Source organism: Oceanobacillus sp. FSL K6-3682, from assembly GCF_037976165.1.
In the GTDB taxonomy this organism is placed as follows: Bacteria; Bacillota; Bacilli; order Bacillales; family Amphibacillaceae; genus Oceanobacillus; species Oceanobacillus sojae.
On sequence record NZ_CP150263.1, the window covers coordinates 3,215,656 to 3,234,444 of the forward strand.

At 37.8% G+C, this 18,789-nt stretch carries 18 protein-coding genes; 8 read left to right on the forward strand and 10 right to left on the reverse strand.

Annotated features, from left to right (window positions below):
• Positions 1 to 5: 5 nt before the first annotated feature.
• Positions 6 to 1,172, reverse strand: coding sequence for an exonuclease SbcCD subunit D (locus MHH51_RS16030; RefSeq protein WP_339282493.1), 1,167 nt, complete (start codon positions 1,170 to 1,172; stop codon positions 6 to 8).
• 105 nt (positions 1,173 to 1,277) lie between these two features.
• Positions 1,278 to 2,492 carry an EAL-associated domain-containing protein gene (locus MHH51_RS16035; protein ID WP_339282494.1) on the reverse strand — a complete coding sequence of 405 codons (1,215 nt, stop codon included), beginning with the start codon at positions 2,490 to 2,492 and terminating at the stop codon, positions 1,278 to 1,280.
• Between the two features lie 607 nt (positions 2,493 to 3,099).
• Between MHH51_RS16035 and qoxA the strand changes: the two genes are divergently transcribed.
• The 4 genes from qoxA to qoxD all read left to right on the forward strand — a co-directional run bounded on the left by qoxA (position 3,100) and on the right by qoxD (position 6,907).
• Positions 3,100 to 3,990, forward strand: a complete 891-nt coding sequence (qoxA, locus tag MHH51_RS16040) for a cytochrome aa3 quinol oxidase subunit II (RefSeq protein WP_147210939.1) — start codon at positions 3,100 to 3,102, stop codon at positions 3,988 to 3,990.
• Positions 3,991 to 4,066: 76 nt separating this feature from the next.
• Positions 4,067 to 6,016, forward strand: coding sequence for a cytochrome aa3 quinol oxidase subunit I (gene qoxB, locus MHH51_RS16045; RefSeq protein WP_147210938.1), 1,950 nt, complete (start codon positions 4,067 to 4,069; stop codon positions 6,014 to 6,016).
• On the forward strand, positions 6,016 to 6,618 hold the full coding sequence (gene qoxC, locus MHH51_RS16050; protein WP_339282495.1) for a cytochrome aa3 quinol oxidase subunit III: 603 nt from the start codon (positions 6,016 to 6,018) through the stop codon (positions 6,616 to 6,618). The genes qoxB and qoxC overlap by 1 nt, the downstream gene beginning before the upstream one ends.
• 1 nt (position 6,619) lies before the next feature.
• The gene (gene qoxD / locus MHH51_RS16055; protein ID WP_147210936.1) at positions 6,620 to 6,907 is read left to right on the forward strand and encodes a cytochrome aa3 quinol oxidase subunit IV; all 288 of its coding nucleotides are present in this window, start codon (positions 6,620 to 6,622) and stop codon (positions 6,905 to 6,907) included.
• Positions 6,908 to 6,976: 69 nt separating this feature from the next.
• On the opposite strand, the gene MHH51_RS16060 is transcribed toward qoxD, so the two are convergent.
• Positions 6,977 to 7,207 carry a hypothetical protein gene (locus MHH51_RS16060; protein ID WP_147210935.1) on the reverse strand — a complete coding sequence of 77 codons (231 nt, stop codon included), beginning with the start codon at positions 7,205 to 7,207 and terminating at the stop codon, positions 6,977 to 6,979.
• A gap of 198 nt (positions 7,208 to 7,405) precedes the next feature.
• Here MHH51_RS16060 and MHH51_RS16065 point away from each other — a divergent pair, with 198 nt between their 5' ends.
• Positions 7,406 to 8,164: a processed acidic surface protein gene (locus MHH51_RS16065; protein ID WP_339282496.1), complete on the forward strand. Its 759-nt coding sequence runs from the start codon at positions 7,406 to 7,408 to the stop codon at positions 8,162 to 8,164.
• 106 nt (positions 8,165 to 8,270) lie between these two features.
• On the opposite strand, the gene MHH51_RS16070 is transcribed toward MHH51_RS16065, so the two are convergent.
• Positions 8,271 to 8,501 carry a hypothetical protein gene (locus MHH51_RS16070; RefSeq protein ID WP_156985956.1) on the reverse strand — a complete coding sequence of 77 codons (231 nt, stop codon included), beginning with the start codon at positions 8,499 to 8,501 and terminating at the stop codon, positions 8,271 to 8,273.
• Between the two features lie 412 nt (positions 8,502 to 8,913).
• Here MHH51_RS16070 and MHH51_RS16075 point away from each other — a divergent pair, with 412 nt between their 5' ends.
• Positions 8,914 to 9,729 carry a ZIP family metal transporter gene (locus MHH51_RS16075; protein ID WP_147210932.1) on the forward strand — a complete coding sequence of 272 codons (816 nt, stop codon included), beginning with the start codon at positions 8,914 to 8,916 and terminating at the stop codon, positions 9,727 to 9,729.
• Positions 9,730 to 9,799: 70 nt separating this feature from the next.
• On the opposite strand, the gene prpB is transcribed toward MHH51_RS16075, so the two are convergent.
• Genes prpB through mmgD form a run of 3 tightly spaced genes read right to left on the reverse strand, consistent with a single transcriptional unit; the run spans position 9,800 to position 13,282 of the window.
• Complete coding sequence (gene prpB / locus MHH51_RS16080) at positions 9,800 to 10,711, reverse strand: methylisocitrate lyase (protein WP_339282497.1); 912 nt, start codon at positions 10,709 to 10,711, stop codon at positions 9,800 to 9,802.
• Positions 10,712 to 10,724: 13 nt separating this feature from the next.
• Entirely contained in the window at positions 10,725 to 12,158 is a 1,434-nt protein-coding gene (locus MHH51_RS16085; protein WP_339282498.1) for a bifunctional 2-methylcitrate dehydratase/aconitate hydratase, read from the reverse strand.
• Positions 12,159 to 12,175: 17 nt separating this feature from the next.
• Positions 12,176 to 13,282, reverse strand: coding sequence for a citrate synthase (gene mmgD, locus MHH51_RS16090; RefSeq protein ID WP_339282499.1), 1,107 nt, complete (start codon positions 13,280 to 13,282; stop codon positions 12,176 to 12,178).
• 218 nt (positions 13,283 to 13,500) lie between these two features.
• On the opposite strand from mmgD, the gene MHH51_RS16095 reads away from it, so the two are divergent.
• Positions 13,501 to 14,370, forward strand: a complete 870-nt coding sequence (locus MHH51_RS16095; protein ID WP_147210928.1) for a LysR family transcriptional regulator — start codon at positions 13,501 to 13,503, stop codon at positions 14,368 to 14,370.
• Between the two features lie 53 nt (positions 14,371 to 14,423).
• Here the strand turns inward: MHH51_RS16095 and MHH51_RS16100 are convergent, their stop codons facing one another.
• Positions 14,424 to 15,341, reverse strand: coding sequence for an AEC family transporter (locus MHH51_RS16100; protein ID WP_147210927.1), 918 nt, complete (start codon positions 15,339 to 15,341; stop codon positions 14,424 to 14,426).
• A 225-nt stretch (positions 15,342 to 15,566) separates the two neighbouring features.
• Between MHH51_RS16100 and MHH51_RS16105 the strand changes: the two genes are divergently transcribed.
• A complete protein-coding gene (locus MHH51_RS16105) occupies positions 15,567 to 15,992 on the forward strand; it encodes a thiol-disulfide oxidoreductase DCC family protein (protein WP_339282500.1) in 426 nt (141 codons plus the stop codon).
• Positions 15,993 to 16,176: 184 nt separating this feature from the next.
• Here MHH51_RS16105 and MHH51_RS16110 read toward each other — a convergent pair whose 3' ends face one another.
• Entirely contained in the window at positions 16,177 to 16,464 is a 288-nt protein-coding gene (locus tag MHH51_RS16110; RefSeq protein WP_147210925.1) for a DUF378 domain-containing protein, read from the reverse strand.
• Between the two features lie 940 nt (positions 16,465 to 17,404).
• The gene (locus MHH51_RS16115; protein WP_147210924.1) at positions 17,405 to 18,601 is read right to left on the reverse strand and encodes an ornithine--oxo-acid transaminase; all 1,197 of its coding nucleotides are present in this window, start codon (positions 18,599 to 18,601) and stop codon (positions 17,405 to 17,407) included.
• Between the last annotated feature and the right edge of the window lie 188 nt (positions 18,602 to 18,789).

Here is an 18,789-nt window from a genome sequence, read left to right on the forward strand (position 1 = left end):
TGCTTTTATCTGGATGCTTTCCGTTCACTGGCTGCATCCTGAATTTCTTGAAATAATTCATTCATAATTTGATTAATTTCTTCTGATGCTTCCTTCTCCGTCACTTCCTGATAAAAAGCATCAAATAATTCCATTTCACTTAAGCTCGTCTTCGGAGCCTGATTCTCTGTGTAATTATTTGCACCTGTTGTTGTTCTGATTCTTTCAACATGCATGGCGTTTGGAAAAATAGAACGTACCTTTTCCATTGGCGATAATACCGGCAGCTCATCCAGTAATTGCACAAATACATAATCTTCACTTCGCGGCTGTTTATAAATATCCTCCATCTTCATTTTTAAAGAACGGATTTCCCGTTTAGGAATAAGGAGCTTCTTCTCCACCTGAATTTCCCCTTTTTCATCCAATTCCACTACTAAATATCCTTTTTTATGATGTTCCTCTGATAAGGAATATTTCAGTATTGACCCGGAATATCGGATTTTTTCTTCTAATACATGATGAGCCTGGTGGAGATGCCCCAGAGCCGTATAATGAAAATCTTTAAACAGATGTGCATCAACATGCTCTGCACCGCCGATGGATAAGGGACGTTCAGAATCACTTGTATTTTCCTCTGTCTCGCCAAAAGGAGTTACAAAGGCATGTCCAACATAAACATGACGCGCTGCCGGATCCATATTTTCTTTTATGCGATTAACCAGAAAAGCATTTGCATCCTGATGATTGCGGATATCCTCTTCTTGAAACAAGGCTTTCACCACACTCGGATCCGCATACGGATTAAGATGAAAATGTACTTCACCAAATTCATCTGAAAGAATAATCGGCTTTCGATTTTCCGACAATTGCCCAATAATATGATAGCCATTTTCTTTCATCAGCCGGCTGCCAAAATGAAGTCTGCCTGGACTATCATGATTCCCCGCAATCGCTAAGACAGGTATACCTAATTGATTAATAATCCTGCCCAAAGTTCTATCCAATAAATCAACTGCTTCCACTGGCGGTACGGCACGATCGTATAAATCTCCTGCAATAATAACTGCATCTGGACTCTCTTTTTCTACCGTCTCAACAAACTGATCCAGAATAAACGCCTGGTCTTCAGTCATATACACTCCTTGTACCAGCTTACCTAAATGCCAATCTGCTGTATGAATTAATTTCATTTTGCAACCTCCCGACGAACCATACTTCCATTTGATTTTCATATTTCTTTTTCACAAAGTTATTCCGGCTTGTAAAGTCCTGTTGTATGTACAGAACCCTTTTATTTATAACAAGCCTTCTTTTTCAATCAAATAACTATAAGGAATATCAAAAAATATATAGCGCTGGTGCGACAACGGATAAGCATAGGTTCTAATCAGCTCTGAACGTTCAATATCTGTATATAAATCAGATAAAATTCCTTTTTTTTCAATATTCATCCGCATAATATTTTCGAAAAAATATGGACGCCAGCTCCAATTTTTATGCATTCCCTCTTGTAATAATATCCAATTCCCCTGACTATCCTTCTCTACATTTGCTGATACTTGTAATCCAACGCTATTACAGATATATATACGAAATACAAAATCTTCACAGCCTTTAGCAAGCTTTAGTAACCAGGCATCATCATTTCCTGGTCTCACCTGTGACAAAAGCCCGTTAATAGTTCCATGAACTAAATCTAATAATTCAAATTGCGCTTTGGCCTTCTGTTGTTCATAGGTTACGAATTCTCTAAAATACTCGGTTAATTTACTTTTACAGCAACCTTCCTCAATAAACTCCTGCTGCGGCGAAGTCAGGTAACTTCCCTGGTAATATTCTCCCCCGCTTTTCCAGGCAAAGTTCAATTGATTATAAGAACGTATTCCTTTAAATAATAGAGATGCACCTATTTTTCTGGATAGCATCGATACACCAAAATAAACATCCTTATACAAATGCGGCAGGAAATCATCCTTTAAAAATGATGTATCTACTTTTATAAAAGAAGGATGTAAAATAGCTAATTGATTTAAACTGCCATTCGGATAAGCTAATTCAATACTAATTTTAACTCCTAAAGTTTTTAAATATTTAATGATATGATTTAGCTGATCCATGTTGCCGGTCAGACAAATATCTTTAATTTCCAGAATTATTTTATTCAGATCTAATCCATTTTCTTGATAATCATGAAGTAAATTAATGAATGTTTCACCATTATCACGAACGAGTAATTCCGCATCATAATAAAAAGAAAGGTATCCTGGATAATTTTCCTGTAATTTCTTTTCAATCGCTTTTTGATGAATGTATTGATTAACTTCCAGACGAAATTCATCCGGTATAGAAGTATCATCGAAGAGCCAATCCAAACGCTGCTTTCTGCCATTTTCATCTAAAAAATAAGCAATTACTTCATAGCCGCTGATCAGCTGCTTGTCTGCACGGATAATTGGTTTATAATAAGGAAGTAATTGTTCTAAATCTATTAAAATATCTAGTGGATCCATACTGACTCCCCCTTCATGTCATTATATCATATTCCATTTTAAACCTTTTTGCGTATATTTTTATACGGATATTTTTACATACTCCTTCAATAATAACAAAATAATAAACTGAATCCTTATTCCATGATTTTTTACTATCATGAATTATTATTTAATCGTACAAATTTTCCAACAGAATATGGGAAATCCCATACTACCATTTTTTATTATTGTCAAGTTTTTTCGACATTTTTCGACACTTTTCAAAAATATGTAGAAGTTTTCTTGAACATTTTGTGAAGTGTTTCTCAATGTCTTGTAATTTCTTTACATCAGTATTAATATTGTTTCTGCTATAGAGTTATACTAAATTAATTGTGTGTTCAATAATCGAAAGAATATTTTCCAATTTTCTTTGAACAACCTCTTAATAAAGTGAAACTTCATTCGGCGGAGGATTTTCATCCCCGCTGAATGATAGTTGAACCAATCGGGCCGTTACTGGCTGTTTAAACTCCCATATAGAGCCTTTAATTCTTCTCAATTCTTGAAGTTGGAGTCTTACAGCCGGTTACACTTCGATAAAAACCAGACAATCTTATACACAATCAAGGGAAGGGGTATTAACATGAAGTTAAAGTGGGCCTATTTAGCAATTTTAACAGGTATTGCCGGATTACTGGCAGGCTGTGAACCATTACTCGTACTTAATCCAAAGGGTCCCCAGGCAGAGACAACTGCAAATGTGATTTGGTTATCTATCATTACAATGTCTTTCATTGTTGTTGTTGTCCTAGTAATGCTAACAGTTATTTTATTTAAATATAGAGCATCAAAACAAGATCCTGATTATGAACCTCCACATATTGAAGGCAATAAATATGTGGAAGGGATTATTGTCACAATTCCAATTCTAATTGTTGCTTTTTTATCTGTTGTTTCCACTATTTCAACGCATCAAGTGGAAAGTCCTCCGGAAGGATATGCTGAAGATGAACCAGTCGTTATTTACGCATCATCTTCTAACTGGAAATGGCATTTCAGTTATCCGGAGCAGGATATTGAAACAGTAAATTATGTTTTCATCCCAACAAATCAAAATGTGGAATTCCGTTTATATTCTCACGGAACAATTTCAAGTTTTTGGATTCCGCAGCTTGCAGGGCAGAAATATGCGATGGCTGATATGACAAACTACTTGAATGTTGTTGCAGAAGAGCCTGGAGAATATATGGGAAGAAACTCCAACTTTAATGGAGAAGGTTTTGCAGAGAATGAATTTACAGTAACTGCGCTCGCTCCAAGTGAATTTGATTCTTGGGTCGAAGATATTCATAATACTGCCGATCCGCTTACAGAAGAGAAATTTGAAGAATTATTAGAGCCTGGACATTTAGGACAAATGACTTTTAATGGTACTCACCAGGAATTTAAACCTGCGCCTGAAGGAGAAAACAGCCCTCATGATCACGGAGGTTCCTCAGATTCAGAAGAGGAAGGCGAACATCACCACCACTAAGTCATTTATTTGGCTAGCAGCACACTCCTGGAGTGTGCCTGAATATTTCTAAGCTCTAGAAAGGAGTTTTATCATAATGGATTTTTTTGATAGATTTACAATTCCACCCCATGATGATCCAATGCTTTATGCGTCCATCGTTGCAATTGGACTTGTAAGTATTGCGATTGTTCTCGGTGTTACCTATTTTAAAAAATGGGGTTATCTTTGGAGTGAGTGGTTAACAACAGTTGATCATAAACGTATTGGAATTATGTATATTATTTCAGCATTGCTGATGCTTTTCCGAGGTGGCGCTGACGCTGTTATGATGCGGCTGCAAACTGCTGTTCCGGATAATTCCTTCTTAGATGCACAGCATTATAACGAAGTTTTCACCACACACGGTGTTGTTATGATCTTTTTCATGGCAATGGCATTTATTATCGGTATGATGAACTTTGTTGTTCCGCTTCAAATCGGAGCAAGGGACGTTGCTTTTCCGCGTTTGAACGCGCTCAGTTTCTGGTTATATTTCGCTGGAGCTATGCTATTTAATATTTCCTTCGTTGTCGGAGGATCACCAGATGCCGGATGGACAAACTATTATCCGCTGGCAGGAACAGAATTCAGTGAACATGTCGGGGTTAACTACTATAACTGGGCACTGCAAATTTCCGGTATCGGGACCTTGATGACGGGAATTAACTTTATCGCTACAATTATGAAAATGCGTGCACCTGGTATGACATTAATGAAAATGCCAATGTTTACCTGGTCTGCATTAATTACAAACCTTATAATCGTGTTCGCGTTCCCTGTATTGACAATTGCTTTACTAATGGGAACATTAGACCGTCAATTCTTTACCAACTTCTTTACAACAGGAGACGGCGGTATGGATATGATGTGGGCAAACCTGTTCTGGATTTGGGGACACCCTGAAGTATATATTCTGATACTTCCTGCATTCGGGATTTACTCACAAATTATCGCTACATTCTCTCAGCGTAATTTATATGGCTATAAATCGATGGTTGCATCGATGGTTATTATTTCCTTGCTATCCTTTATGGTATGGGTTCACCACTTCTTTACTATGGGACAAGGCGCAGTTGCAAACAGTATATTCTCTATCACAACAATGGCAATCGCTGTGCCGACGGGAATTAAGATATTTAACTGGCTTCTGACGATGTGGAAAGGAAAGATACGATTTACGACACCAATGATGTATTCTGTGGCATTTATTCCGTTGTTTACCATTGGCGGGGTAACAGGTGTTATGCTAGCAATAGCAAGTGCTGACTACCAATATCACAACACAATGTTTTTAGTAGCTCACTTCCATAATGTAATCATCCCTGGTGTTGTATTCGCGATGATTGCCGGTCTCATTTATTATTGGCCAAAAATGTTTGGTTTCTTGCTGAATGAACGTATTGGTAAATGGGCATTCTGGAATATTGTTATTGGTTTCTGCCTGTCCTTCTTCCCAATGTACATTACCGGTTTAAACGGTCAGGCACGAAGAATGTACACTTATTCAGAAGCATCTGGGTTTGGTCCTTTAAGTATGGTGTCCTTCTTTGGTGCGTTGCTCTTAGCAATCGGGTTCGTATTGATCGTTTATAACGTTTATTACAGCTTCCGATATGCACCAAGAAATGTCGGGGACGACCCTTGGAATGCACGTTCTCTTGAATGGGCAACCCATAATCCAGTTCCAGAATATAACTTTGCTATTACACCAAATGTTAATTCAAGTGAAGCATTCTGGGATTATAAGAAGAACGGACATGACTTATTTAAAGGTGAAATTAAGGACATTCATATGCCGAATAACAGCGGCTGGTCCATTATTTTTGCCGGTATCTTCTTTGTTTTTGCCTTTTGCTTCGTATTCCATGTATGGGTAGGAGTGATTATCGCATTCGCCGGTATTATTGGCTGTCTGCTGTATCGTTCCTTCGAAAAAGATGATGGGCATCATATTCACAAAGAAGAAATTGAAGAAACGGAAAAGAAATTTGGAGGTGCTAAGTAATGAAACTTGATTCCAAAAATCTGCCTCTTGAATATAGCACCGAAACCAATAGAATGAATATCCTTGGATTCTGGATTTTCCTAAGTGCGGAAATCATGCTGTTTGCGACCCTGTTTACATCGTATTTTGTTTATGTAGACCGCGGCGTGGGCAGCGGGCCCGCCGGGGCAGAGATTTTTGAATTGCCACCGGTATTGATTGAGACATTCCTTCTCTTGACAAGTAGTTTTACGATTGGATTAGCGGTCCATGCAATGCGTATTAATCGTGTAAAAGCAATGATTGGCTTTATGGTAGTTACACTTCTCTTGGGTGCTGGATTCCTCAGCGTGGAAGTATATGAATTTATTCACTACTACCACATAGGTGCAACATTACAGACAAGCGGTTTTACAGCAACACTCTTAACAACGCTCGGGACGCATGGAGCCCACGTAACGTTAGGGCTGTTCTGGGGTATCATGATTATTATTCAAATCCTTCGCAATGGCTTAAATGCGCGGACAGCGAATAAAACATTTATATTCTCCCTTTACTGGCACTTCTTAGATGTTATGTGGATCTTCATTTTCAGCTTTATTTACTTGAAGGGAATGATGTAGCATGAAAGAACTTTTTCCACTAAAACAGGTTAACGGATATATCTTTTCGCTACTCCTTACTGTTGTTGCATTAAGTGTCTATTTCTTTGACATGTCTTTTGCAATGGGATTAACCATTCTTGTTGTTACAGCATTTATTCAAGCAGGGGTGCAGCTCGTTGTATTTATGCATGCCGGAGAAAGTGAAGATAAAGGCGGTATCTATGTCCATACAATTTATGGCGTAGTGCTGGCTCTGTTAACTATCCTTGGTTCATTACTGGCAATGATATGGGGATATATGTTTTAAATAAATTGAAAAGCTCAGGCATCGATGCCTGAGCTTTTTTATTACATTCAACTATCAACTTTTCACCGACTATAACTGCTTCTGATTTTGATTCTTTCTCCTAATATTCTCTTCCACTGCAACAAGGAACAACCCCATAATAAAGATAAATGTGCCGCCCTCTGCTAAGCCGATACCTATAGCTGTCACCAGTGGTATAGCGCTTACAAAGTAACCGTATATAAACATTATTGCACCAATTGTAATTAATGTCCCGCAGACTAGAGACAAGCCTTTTAATAATTTTTTGTTAATTTCCATGAATCTCATCTCCTTTAATTATAGTATGCCTTTTGTTCAATAATTTGTCAATATCTTTGTGTCAATTTATCGAACAAGCAAATTTACTCTTGACTCGTGACTTTCGGTTTATTTTTTTTACCTTATTCTTATAAGCATGGAATTTCGTCTTAAAACGCTTTATACTTAAGATATAGTATAGTTACAGGAGGATGAAGGATGAAAAAGAAATTATTATCTGTATGTTTTGCACTGGTACTTATGATTGGCCTTTTACCTTCCCAGGCATTCGCTATTGATGCTGATGACACTCAATTGGAAAGTTTTTTAGAATCCATTGATTGGGAATTGGAAGATTATGAAGGTTATCTGGCGGATTTTGGCCTTGAATTAGCTGATTTTGAGGATGCTTCCTATTTAGGTACACCGCTTACCGAAGAAGGTTTAGAAGAAATTTATGATACATATGATCTAACATATGATGAATTAAACAACCTGTTGTATGAAGAGGAAGGATTCCTTGAAGAGGATGAAGAATTTCCGGATAGTATCTGGTACATGTTTATCGAGGATATTGAATTCAGTTTAGATTTAATTATGAATGATCCTCTTACTGCATTGGATGAAGATCTTTCTGAAGAGAATTTAGAGGCTGCTGCGGAAGAATATGGTTTTGGATCTATCGAAGAACTGGAAGAACTTTTCAATTTATATGAAGATTCCATTAACAACTATACAACACTTTTTGAAATTGAAAATGCAACTGAAATTTATGTAGCAATGGAAGATGGCTCTGACTTAGATGATGAAACGTGGGGAGAAAATGACGATGTATCAGAAGATGATGATCTTTGGGAAGATAACACTGACCTTTCTTTAGATATGCTGGATACTTCAATATTATCAGATGAACCAATTTTTGATATTTACGCAATGATCACAGTTATGCTTTTAGAATCTGCATTAGATTTCAAATAATCTTACTTTCGGGAATTAATACTTATCCTTACGTTTTTTTATTTTATACAAAATAACCTTCTTCCAAGATGACAGATTAAATCTCTTCATGGAAGAAGGTTTTACATTATATAAAGCTCTTATTTTTTAATAACTGCCTGATTTCCATTAGATCGTACTCTTCTTCTATTTTTTCCTTTATAAATGTTAAAACCTCTACTGCTTCAATTTCAAAATATGTTATTTGGTCAACAATTTTTGTTGGTATATATCCTTTAAAAGAATCCAGCCACTCCCCTATTTTATACATGGGTGCTTGAATAACCTTACTCATTCCTAATAGGCTGATAACATACATCTTTATTTCACCGACCTTATATTTCTTTCATTTTTTCTTAAGTTTATTATACCTGTGAAGTTCATTTAAGGTATGGAATAATTAAGTAAAAATAATAACAATGAGGAGACATGCAGAAAGCCGGATTATTGTTAAAAACTATTCCCGATATTTACTATCCCATACTGTATCTTAATTTAAACTGCCAAATCCCTAAATAGTCCTTACTGAAATCTGCGATGATTGGGCTAGAAATGCATACAGTAAACAGACACTCAAACAAGTTCTCTTTTTTCCTTTTCATTCTTGTGTTCAAATATGTATGATTGTTTTTTCATCCTATTTAATGATAAAGTAATAAAGTTAGCATAATTATTAGTTCTTGAATAAAAAAATATATGATAAACGAATGGAAAAGAAAGGAATAGACATCATGTTAGAGATTTTTCAAAATTTTAGCCCTGTCATGCAGGCCTTATTAGCAACAATTTTCACATGGGGAATGACTGCACTCGGGGCAGCAATAGTATTTGCAACAAAAACCGTTCATCAAAAACTGTTAGATAGTATGTTAGGATTCGCTGGAGGTGTTATGATAGCAGCCAGCTACTGGTCATTACTCGGGCCGTCTATCGAAGCATCAACAGATAATGCCATTGGCCCCTGGTTTCCTGCATTAGTCGGTTTTTTACTGGGAGGCGGATTTTTATGGGTTATTGATAAAATCCTTCCCCATCTTCATCCAAACACAGAAAAAAAAGATGCTGAAGGGCTCGCACCATCTAAAAGAAAACGAAGTACATTACTTGTACTTGCAATTACAATTCATAATATCCCTGAAGGTCTCGCTGTCGGAATTGCTTTTGGCGCATTAGCAAATCATAGTACCGAGGCTGCTTTAGCGGGGGCAATCACTCTTGCCATCGGAATAGGAATTCAGAATTTCCCTGAGGGTGTTGCTGTTGCAATGCCGTTACGTGGTGAAGGAATGTCCCGAGGAAAAAGCTTTATGTATGGACAATTCTCTGGACTGGTAGAACCAATTGCCGCTGTAATAGGTGCATTAGCTGTTGCTCATATTGAACCATTGCTTCCTTATGCGTTAAGCTTTGCAGCTGGAGCGATGATCTTTGTTGTTGCGGAGGAGGTTATTCCAAGCTCTCAGGAGAATGGAAATAGAGATTTGGCAACCATTAGTCTGATGATTGGTTTTGCACTTATGATGGTGCTTGATGTCGCATTAGGTTAAGCTTGTATTCCTTCAAAAGAAAAGGATACCTGTTATTTTAGAATCTAAAATAACAGGTATCCTTTTTTGTTCACTTAAAATAATCCTCTATTACAGTCTTGGAAATTCCCTGATCAAGTGCTTCAAATTCACCATATTGAATAGCTTCATAGAGTTCTTTTCTGGTTTGCATATTCTCTAATCCATTTTTCTGTGTACCCTCATCCCGAATCAATTCAAAAATTCGTTCATAAGCTTTTGCAGCCACACGTAAAGAAGTTACTGGATAAATAACCATATCAAAGCCTGCATTTTCAAATTCTGACGCTGTTAAATAAGGTGTTTTCCCAAATTCTGTCATATTGGCCAACAATGGTGCATCCACTGCCTCAGCAAAAGCCTGGAATTCTTCATTATTTTGAAGAGCTTCCGGAAATATAGCATCTGCTCCAGCTTCAACATAACCTTTCGCACGATCAATTGCACTATCTAAACCTTCAATAGCTCTGGCATCGGTTCTCGCCACAATATAAAGTGTCGGTGCTACCTCTTTAATTGCGGCTATCTTTTGCATCATTTCTTCCTTGGTAACGACATTCTTTCCATTCAAATGTCCACATTTTTTAGGAAGCTGCTGATCCTCCAGCTGAACTGCAGCTACATTCGCTTCCACCATTTCTCTCGCTGTACGGACAACATTCAGGACACCGCCAAAGCCTGTATCAATGTCTACAAGCAATGGTAAATTGGTTGCCCGGATAATGTCCTTTGCCCGGTCAGCTACTTCCGCAGAGGTTACAATCCCTAAATCAGGTAATCCCCTGCTTGCAGTATAAGCAGCTCCGGATAAATACAGCGACTGAAATCCAGCCTGCTTTGCTACTAATCCTGCCATTGCATCATGTGCTCCAGGAATTTGCAAAATTCCCTTTTCCCCTGCCATCTGCCGAAACTGTTCAGCTAGTTCATTTTGTGGGAATGGATTATCTACAATCCAAGCCATTTTTTCTCACCCTCTAATCTAAAAATAATTCTATAAAATCAGTAATTGCCATTTGCTTTATCGTATCATAATTTATCGTCTGTTGTTTAATACGCTCTGTCTGTTTTTCTGTAAACTGCGTTGCTAAATTAGCTTCATACTTTTTAATTATTTGCGGGAATGCTTCCTTCCTGCGGAATCGATGCCCTAAAGGATATTCACAATCAATGATATCTGTGGAAGTGCCATCCATAAAATGAACCTGCATAGCATTCGCAATAGAGCGTTTCTCCGGATCCAGATAATCCTCTGAATACTGTTTATTCTCTGTTACTGTCATTTTAGCGCGAAGCTCATCAATACGCGGATCTTCCGCCACATCGTCTTCATAATCCTCTGCAACGATATTTCCTTTTAATAATCCAATCGCTGCAATGTACTGCAAGCAATGATCTCTATCTGCCGGATTATGGAGCGGTCCTTTTTTATCAATGATACGGATAGCTGATTCATGCGTTGATATAGTAATTTCTTTAATTTCATCAATGCGGTCTATCACTTCTGGGTGTAATTGAACAGCTGCTTCTGCTGCTGTTTGCGCATGAAATTCTGCCGGATAGGAAACCTTGAACAATACATTTTCCATCACATAGCTATCAAGCGGTCTCTTTAATACAAGTTCTTTTCCTTTAAAAAGAACATCCTGAAAGCCCCATCCTTCTGCACTTAAAGCAGTTTGATAACCCATTTCCCCCTTTACAGCCATGAGTGCCAGCCGGACCGCACGGCTTGTTGCATCACCTGCTGCCCATGATTTTCTGGAGCCCGTATTAGGAAAATGGCGATATGTCCGCAGACTCGAATTATCAATCCAGGCATTTGATAATGCGTTGACGATTTCTTCCTTCCCGCCGCCTAACATTTTCGTAACAACAGCTGTTGTTGCAATCTTTACATATAATATATGATCCAGACCAACACGGTTCAGACTGTTCTCCAGAGCAAGAATTCCTTGAATTTCATGCGCTTTAATCGATATCTCTAAAATCTCTTCAACTGTTAAAGGTTCTTCTCCCTTATTTTGCCGCAGTCTGCTGACGTAATCAGCAACTGCTAAAATACCTCCCAGATTATCTGAAGGATGTCCCCACTCCGCCGCAAGCCATGTATCATTATAATCTAACCAGCGTATCATTGCCCCTATATTAAATGCTCCTTGTACTGGATCAAGCACATGAGCTGTGCCCGGCACCCTTACCCCATTTGGAACAACTGTCCCGGGTACAATTGGTCCCAACAGCTTGGTACACTCCGGGTAATTTAAAGCAAGAATACCACAGCCAATTGTATCAATTAATACATGATGCGCAGTTTTAATAGCCTCTTCACTGTTAATTTCTTTATTTAATACATAATCAGCAATCTCTTCTAAAAGTTGATCTGTCTGGTTTGTTTTTACGGATACCATCTGTATTTCCTCCCCTGTTAATAACCTTTTCCTGTATACTCTACTCTAGGCCTAAAAATTCTATTATTATCATGCTGTTCAATAATATGTGCTGCCAGCCCGGCCGTTCTTGCATTAAAGAAAATTGGTGTATAAAGCGGTATCGGAATACCAAGCTTCCAATAAACCGGTGCTGCATAATAATCCAGGTTTGGATATAAGCCCTTTTCTTCTTTCATAATAACTTCCCCGGCTTCACACATCTCTAAGAGCTTATAATCATTGTCTTTTTCACACAATTTCCGCAACGCTTCCTTTGTAATAGCTGCTCTTGGGTCCATTTTCTTCATATATACCCGGTGGCCGAATCCCATGATTTTCTCTTTGTTTTGAAGTTTGTGATGAATTAAAGCCTCAAAAGCATCTACAGAATCTACATCCTGCAACATATACATGACAGCTTCATTCGCACCGCCATGTAAATGACCTTTTAAGGAAGAGATAGCTCCAGTCAATGCGCCATACATATCTGAATTTGTAGAAGCAATTACACGTGAAGCAAATGTGGAGTTCGGCATTTCATGCTCACTATAAAGTAATAATAGCTGATCAAAAATTTCTATTTCCAGTTTTGACGATATTTTTCCTGTAATCATTGATAAAAAATTAGCACTGTAGCTGAGTGTCTCATTTGGCTCAGCAATATCCAGACCCTCTGTAGCAAAATAACTGTTTACCGTAATAAAAGGCAATTGGCCTAAAAGCTTATAAGCGCGCCGTTTATTTTCTTCTTGGGAGCGGTTTTCTATTTCAGAATCGAATCCGGCTAATAACGAAATAACTGTACGCATCCCGTCCATTGGATGCATTCCTTTTGGTAAAAGATTAAATAAAGGCAAAACATCATCAGACAATTTATAAAATTTCTTAATATTATCCTCCAGGCTGTTCTTTTCTTCAGGACTGGGCAAATAACCTTCCAGCAATAAATGAACAACATCAAAATAAGTTTTATCCTTTGCTAATTCAATTAAATCCTCTCCGCGAATGACTATTTTTTCACGGTTCACATCTAAAAAAGATATTTCTGTTTTTGCTGCAATAACACCATCTAAACCGGGAACAAAACTTTCATCAGCACGCATTATTTTTCCCCCTTTATAATGAAAGCGTAATCATTTTGTTATCAAACAAGGCTAATGCAGAATTTTAAAAGGGAAATAACATCCTTCTTTAACCTTTTCTGCTCTGCATAAACGTTTTCTTATATTTAAGTATAACCTTGAATAGAAAATTAGAAAAATATATAATACTAATAAATAACGATAGATTTTTTCTATATCTTGATTTAGGAGGATGGCCATTGAATTTACAAGACTGGAAAATGCTTGCCGCACTTTATAAAACCGAAAATATTACCCAGGCTGCTCATCAATTATTTTTATCCCAGCCTACTTTAACTTCAAGAATTCAAAAGCTTGAAATTCATTATGGAGTTCCGCTTATTCTTCGGAAACGACGTGGTATTACTTTTACTCCTGAGGGTGAGGAACTTGCCCATCATGCTAAAAGAATGCTTCTCGAACAGCGTAAAATGGAAGAAAAGCTGATCAATATGCAGGAAGAGGTACAAGGAACATTGCGGGTCGGTGTTTCCAATTTCTTTGCTGCAAATAAAATGCCGAAGCTGCTGCAGCGTTTTAAAGAAAAATATCCAGAAGTGGAATGCCAGGTTGTTACAGGCTGGAGCAGTGATATGCACCGTCTTCTATTAAATCATGATGTACATATCAGTTTTATTAAAGGTAATTACGCCTGGAAGGAAAAGAAAGCGCTGTTATATGAGGAAGAAATCTGCGTCGCCTCTCCATGGGATTTCGCATGGGATGAAATTCCCAAGCTTCCAAGGGTAGACTATTACACAGATGAACATATGCGGATTTTATTAGATGATTGGTGGCACCAAAATTATATTGAACAGCCTAATATTACAATCCATGTCAATCAGGTGGAGACCTGTAAAGAGATGGTTGTTCACGGGCTCGGTTATGCGATAGTTGCTAATCTGGTCGTCCGTCCGCATCCTGAATTATTTATCAAACCAATTACAGATCCATCCGGTGAGCCTCTAAAAAGACAAACCTGGATGTACTATCAGGAAGATACTCTGCAAATGAATATTGTCCGTGCTTTTGTTGATTTTGTTCAAACATTAGATGTAAAAGCTTTATAAATGCGTGTTCAAAAAAGACTGATATAACATTTTATTTGACTCTTTAATCCGCTTTAATGATACGCTACAAAGCTTGCAAGCAGCCAAATCAGAACAAAACTTACAATGATTGTTATATTAACTATAGTACCGACTATTTTCGTATTATATTGGTATCTTATTGCATAAACTACGGATGTCGTGGAGGCTGGCAGAATAAAACCGATTAACACAGTATTTGCAAGCATTGGATAATCAGAGAGTATCCAAAAAAGACTAAATCCCAAGAAGAGCCCCGTTCCATACTTGATGGCTAAATACTTCCCTATCAGAGGAAGCCATGATTTCTCGAAAGAAAAATTTAAATAAAGGCCCAGTAACAGCAGGGACAGGGGCATATTCGCTACAGAAATAATTTCTGCAGTGTCTAAAAACAGACCCGGCAAATGGAACCCAGATAGGTTCAAGGCAACGACAAACATATAGGTTAAAAATGGAATAGACCGAAGCAGTGGACTGAATGCCTCTCGCAAATAAAAGCTTGATGTCCCCTTCGCAAAATAACCAGCTATAAAAAAGCATACTCCAAACACAATAACAGCATTACCTACATCAAACATACCGAAATGCTGAATGCCTTCTCTTCCCCAGATAGCTTCTACAAGCGGAAAAGCAAATAAACCGACATTGACACCAGGAACCATCATGGCAGCCATCCCTTTTATACCATCTTTCTCAGAGCGGAATGCCAAGATGCCTATCAGCGCGGAAGCAAGCCCAAATAAAAAAGCAATGAAAATAAGTGAAACAAGAGATAAGGATATCACCATCTGATCAAATGTAACAATCACTAATGCGGGCAGAGTAATATTAAATACAATTCTTGCAATTGTCTGTCCGTCCGATTCTTTTAAAATTTTTATCCTTTTAAAAAGGTAGCCCAGTAAAATAATAAATACAGAAATAATAAATTGCAGTTGAAACCCTTCCAAAATTTTCTACTCCTTTAATTCATTAAAAAATGCACCTTTGTTATCTTATCACAGTCTTATTACTGTTCATACAGAAAGGCTTTATGTTTTTTAAACATTTTGGGTATTCATTTATTGATGAAAGGTTTTCAGTGTTTCTGCGCTTCTTTGTCAAACAAGTTAAACTTGTATGTAATAAACAGGGGTTGTATGATAATACTAAGCTTGGTTGTAGAGGTGGTATAAATGAAACTTATTTTATTTGATGGAGAGTGTCATATCTGTGACGGCTTCGTTCAATTTATTCTGAATAGGGACAAAGAAAATCAATTTCTGTTTACTTCATTGCAAAGTGAGGCCGGAGAATTTATTCAAAAGAATTATCAGGTTCCAGAGAATATCGATAGCGTTTTATTCATTGATGGAGATAAAGTTTATATCAAATCTGATGCTGCTTTAAATATATTGCAAAAATTAACATTTCCCTGGAAAATGCTGATAGCAGGCAAAATCCTGCCATATTTTATAAGGGATGCCCTATATGATTTTATTGCGCGCAACCGGCATAAATGGTTTGGTAAAAAACAGACCTGCCGTCTTCCTACGGCACAAGAACGCAAAAAATTTATAGAAACAATTGATGATTTAAAAAAACAAAAGCCTTTCGTCTAAAATAAAACAGCCTTCCCGGAGAGTTTCCCCATATTTCCCGGGATAAGGCAGCTGCACTAACCAGGCAGTAAACATATCTGAAGTGCAGCCCAAACACTTTTTACTGTTTAAAGCCCACTTCAGATATTCATCCTGCTCCAGGGATACATCTGCGTTTTATTTTTTCGAAAGGCTTTTTGCCCAGTTATTTATCGTCAATTTCTTCCTCAATGCCATAATCCTCACTAAATTCTGTTCGGAAGCCTGTTTGTAAATGATCCGAATCCTGGATTGGTTCACCAACCCCGGAGAATAAAGTTGTAAGATAATAAATGGCGCTAATCCCAACGAGTCCATAAATAATTCGAGAAAGGACAGCGGTCTGCCCGCCAAAAATAGCCGACACTAGATCAAATTGAAAAAATCCAATTAGTCCCCAGTTGATACCACCAATAATCAATAAAGTGACTGCAATAGCATGTAGTGTTTTCATTGTCTCTCACCTCCTCACTGCTTATCTTTTACTTAATCACTTATTTCATACTTCCACTGTTTGGGAATTATTGTTTTATAATAACTCAACTTTCGCACCTGAGAATAAACATCTATACCTTACCCTACCAGGATAAGCATGTTCTTCATTATCCTGCTTGCATTTTGTGAAATATCTTTTTTTTGAATGGAGATTGTGTATAGCTCCTGCAACCAACCACTACGCTTTCCATGGGGACGGCTTCAGCTAACTTGAAAAGAAAACCGCTTTTTGCTTAATGAAAAGATCATTTTAGTGTTTCAAATGGTTGAATTGACAATTTAAATGATGACACAGCATGGGATAGTAAATATCAGGAATAGCTTTTATGAACAGAAAGTAATGGCGACGGGATATTTTTACATGCACCACGAAAAAGATGTTCTTTACTGGTCTAATTTCTATTGGCTCCTTTGTATTAAACAGTATAGAACACCCTTTCTAGCGGAGGCGGACCGTTTTAACTCCTGAAGGGAAAGCGGAAAGCGTCGTTTAAAAACGTAACAACTGGACCGAAGCAACTGAGATAAAGGAATTACCGTGAGTTTACGAACGGATGATGACTTATCGTAGGGCGCTATCGGGAAGTTGTCTAGTTTTTGACGCTTGCAGCTGGACAGGGAATAGCATCATCTGAAGATCCACTTTTGCCAAGTGCTCTTCTTGGCAAAAGTTAGCTGAAGAGCATGCCCCTAGGAAAGCAAAACGGTCCGCCGCAGCGGTGGCCTCACACATTACCTTCTTTCTAGCCAGAGTTTATGCTTTGTCAAGAATTAGGTGGAAGGAACGATCAACACATGTCTCCATGATAAGCAAGTTACTTTTTAAGGTTCGGAAGTTGAGTAATAATAAAAAACCCTAATGATTTTCGCATTAGAGCCTTTTATAAAACTTACCTTATTTAATTAGTCTGCAGCACTTTCTTTATTCTATCCAATGCCCAGTCAAGCTCTTCTTTACTGATCGTTAATGGAGGAGCAAAACGGATAGTGGTTTCATGTGTTTCCTTACAAAGAATTCCGTTTTCTTTTAATGATTCACAAATAGGGCGTACAGGCTTATTAAATTCTACACCGATAAATAATCCTTTAGCACGTACTTCGTTCAAATCAGGATGGTCAATAGCAGCTAATTCAATAGCAAAATACTCTCCCAGTTCAAGTGACCTGTCGACAAGTCCCTCTTCTTCAATTACATCTAATGCAGCCATAGAAACAGCACAGGCTAACGGATTTCCTCCAAATGTTGACCCATGCGAACCAGGTGTAAATACGTCCATAATTTCCCTGTCAGCTGCTATAGCAGAAATAGGCATAACACCTCCGCCCAGCGCTTTCCCCATTACATATATATCAGGCTCTACATTTTCCCATTCACAGGCAAACATCTTTCCTGTACGAGCAAAACCAGTCTGCACTTCATCGGCAATAAATAGTATATTTTCTTCATCACAAATTTTTCGAACCTCCTGCAAATATCCCTCCGGTGGAATAAGGATACCAGCTTCCCCTTGTATCGGCTCTAAAATAACTGCTGCTGTATTTGGTGTTATCGTTTCTTTTAACGCTTGAATATCTCCATAATTTATCTTATAAATACCAGGAACAAAGGGACCATAGTTTGTTGTAGCACTTGGGTCATCAGACAATGAAATCGCATTCATTGTTCTGCCATGGAAATTGCCTCTGGCAGCAATAACCTCTGCCTGATTATCCTCTATACCTTTTTTCTCGTATGCCCATCTGCGGGCAGCTTTTATTGCCGTCTCTACTGCTTCAACTCCAGTATTCATAGGCAATACCTTATCTTTTTTTGTTAACTCGGCAAGACGCTCTGTCCAGGGTCCTAATAGTTCATTATGAAAAGCTCTTGAAGTAAGCGTCACTTTATCTGCTTGATCTTTTAACGCTTGAATTATCTTAGGATGTCGATGCCCTTGATTCACCGCTGAGTATGCGCTTAGCATATCCATATATTTATTTCCTTCCGGGTCCTTTACCCAGACTCCCTCAGCTTCTGAAACAACTACCGGTAATGGATGATAATTATTTGCACCATAGGTTGAAGTCAGTTCCATTATTTCTTTTGATGTCACCATAAAGCAGCCTCCCTTGATTTTATTCAGATTTATTCTCTTTCTTCTTAAGCATAATCATTAGTCTGAATAAACGTCAAGCCTCTTATCAGATTATGTAAAATGATTTCATACTTTCCTCTTATACCATTGATTTAACAGATGTTTTTCCACGTAGAAAAGAAGCTTAAGGAGGAAGAGTAATCACCATC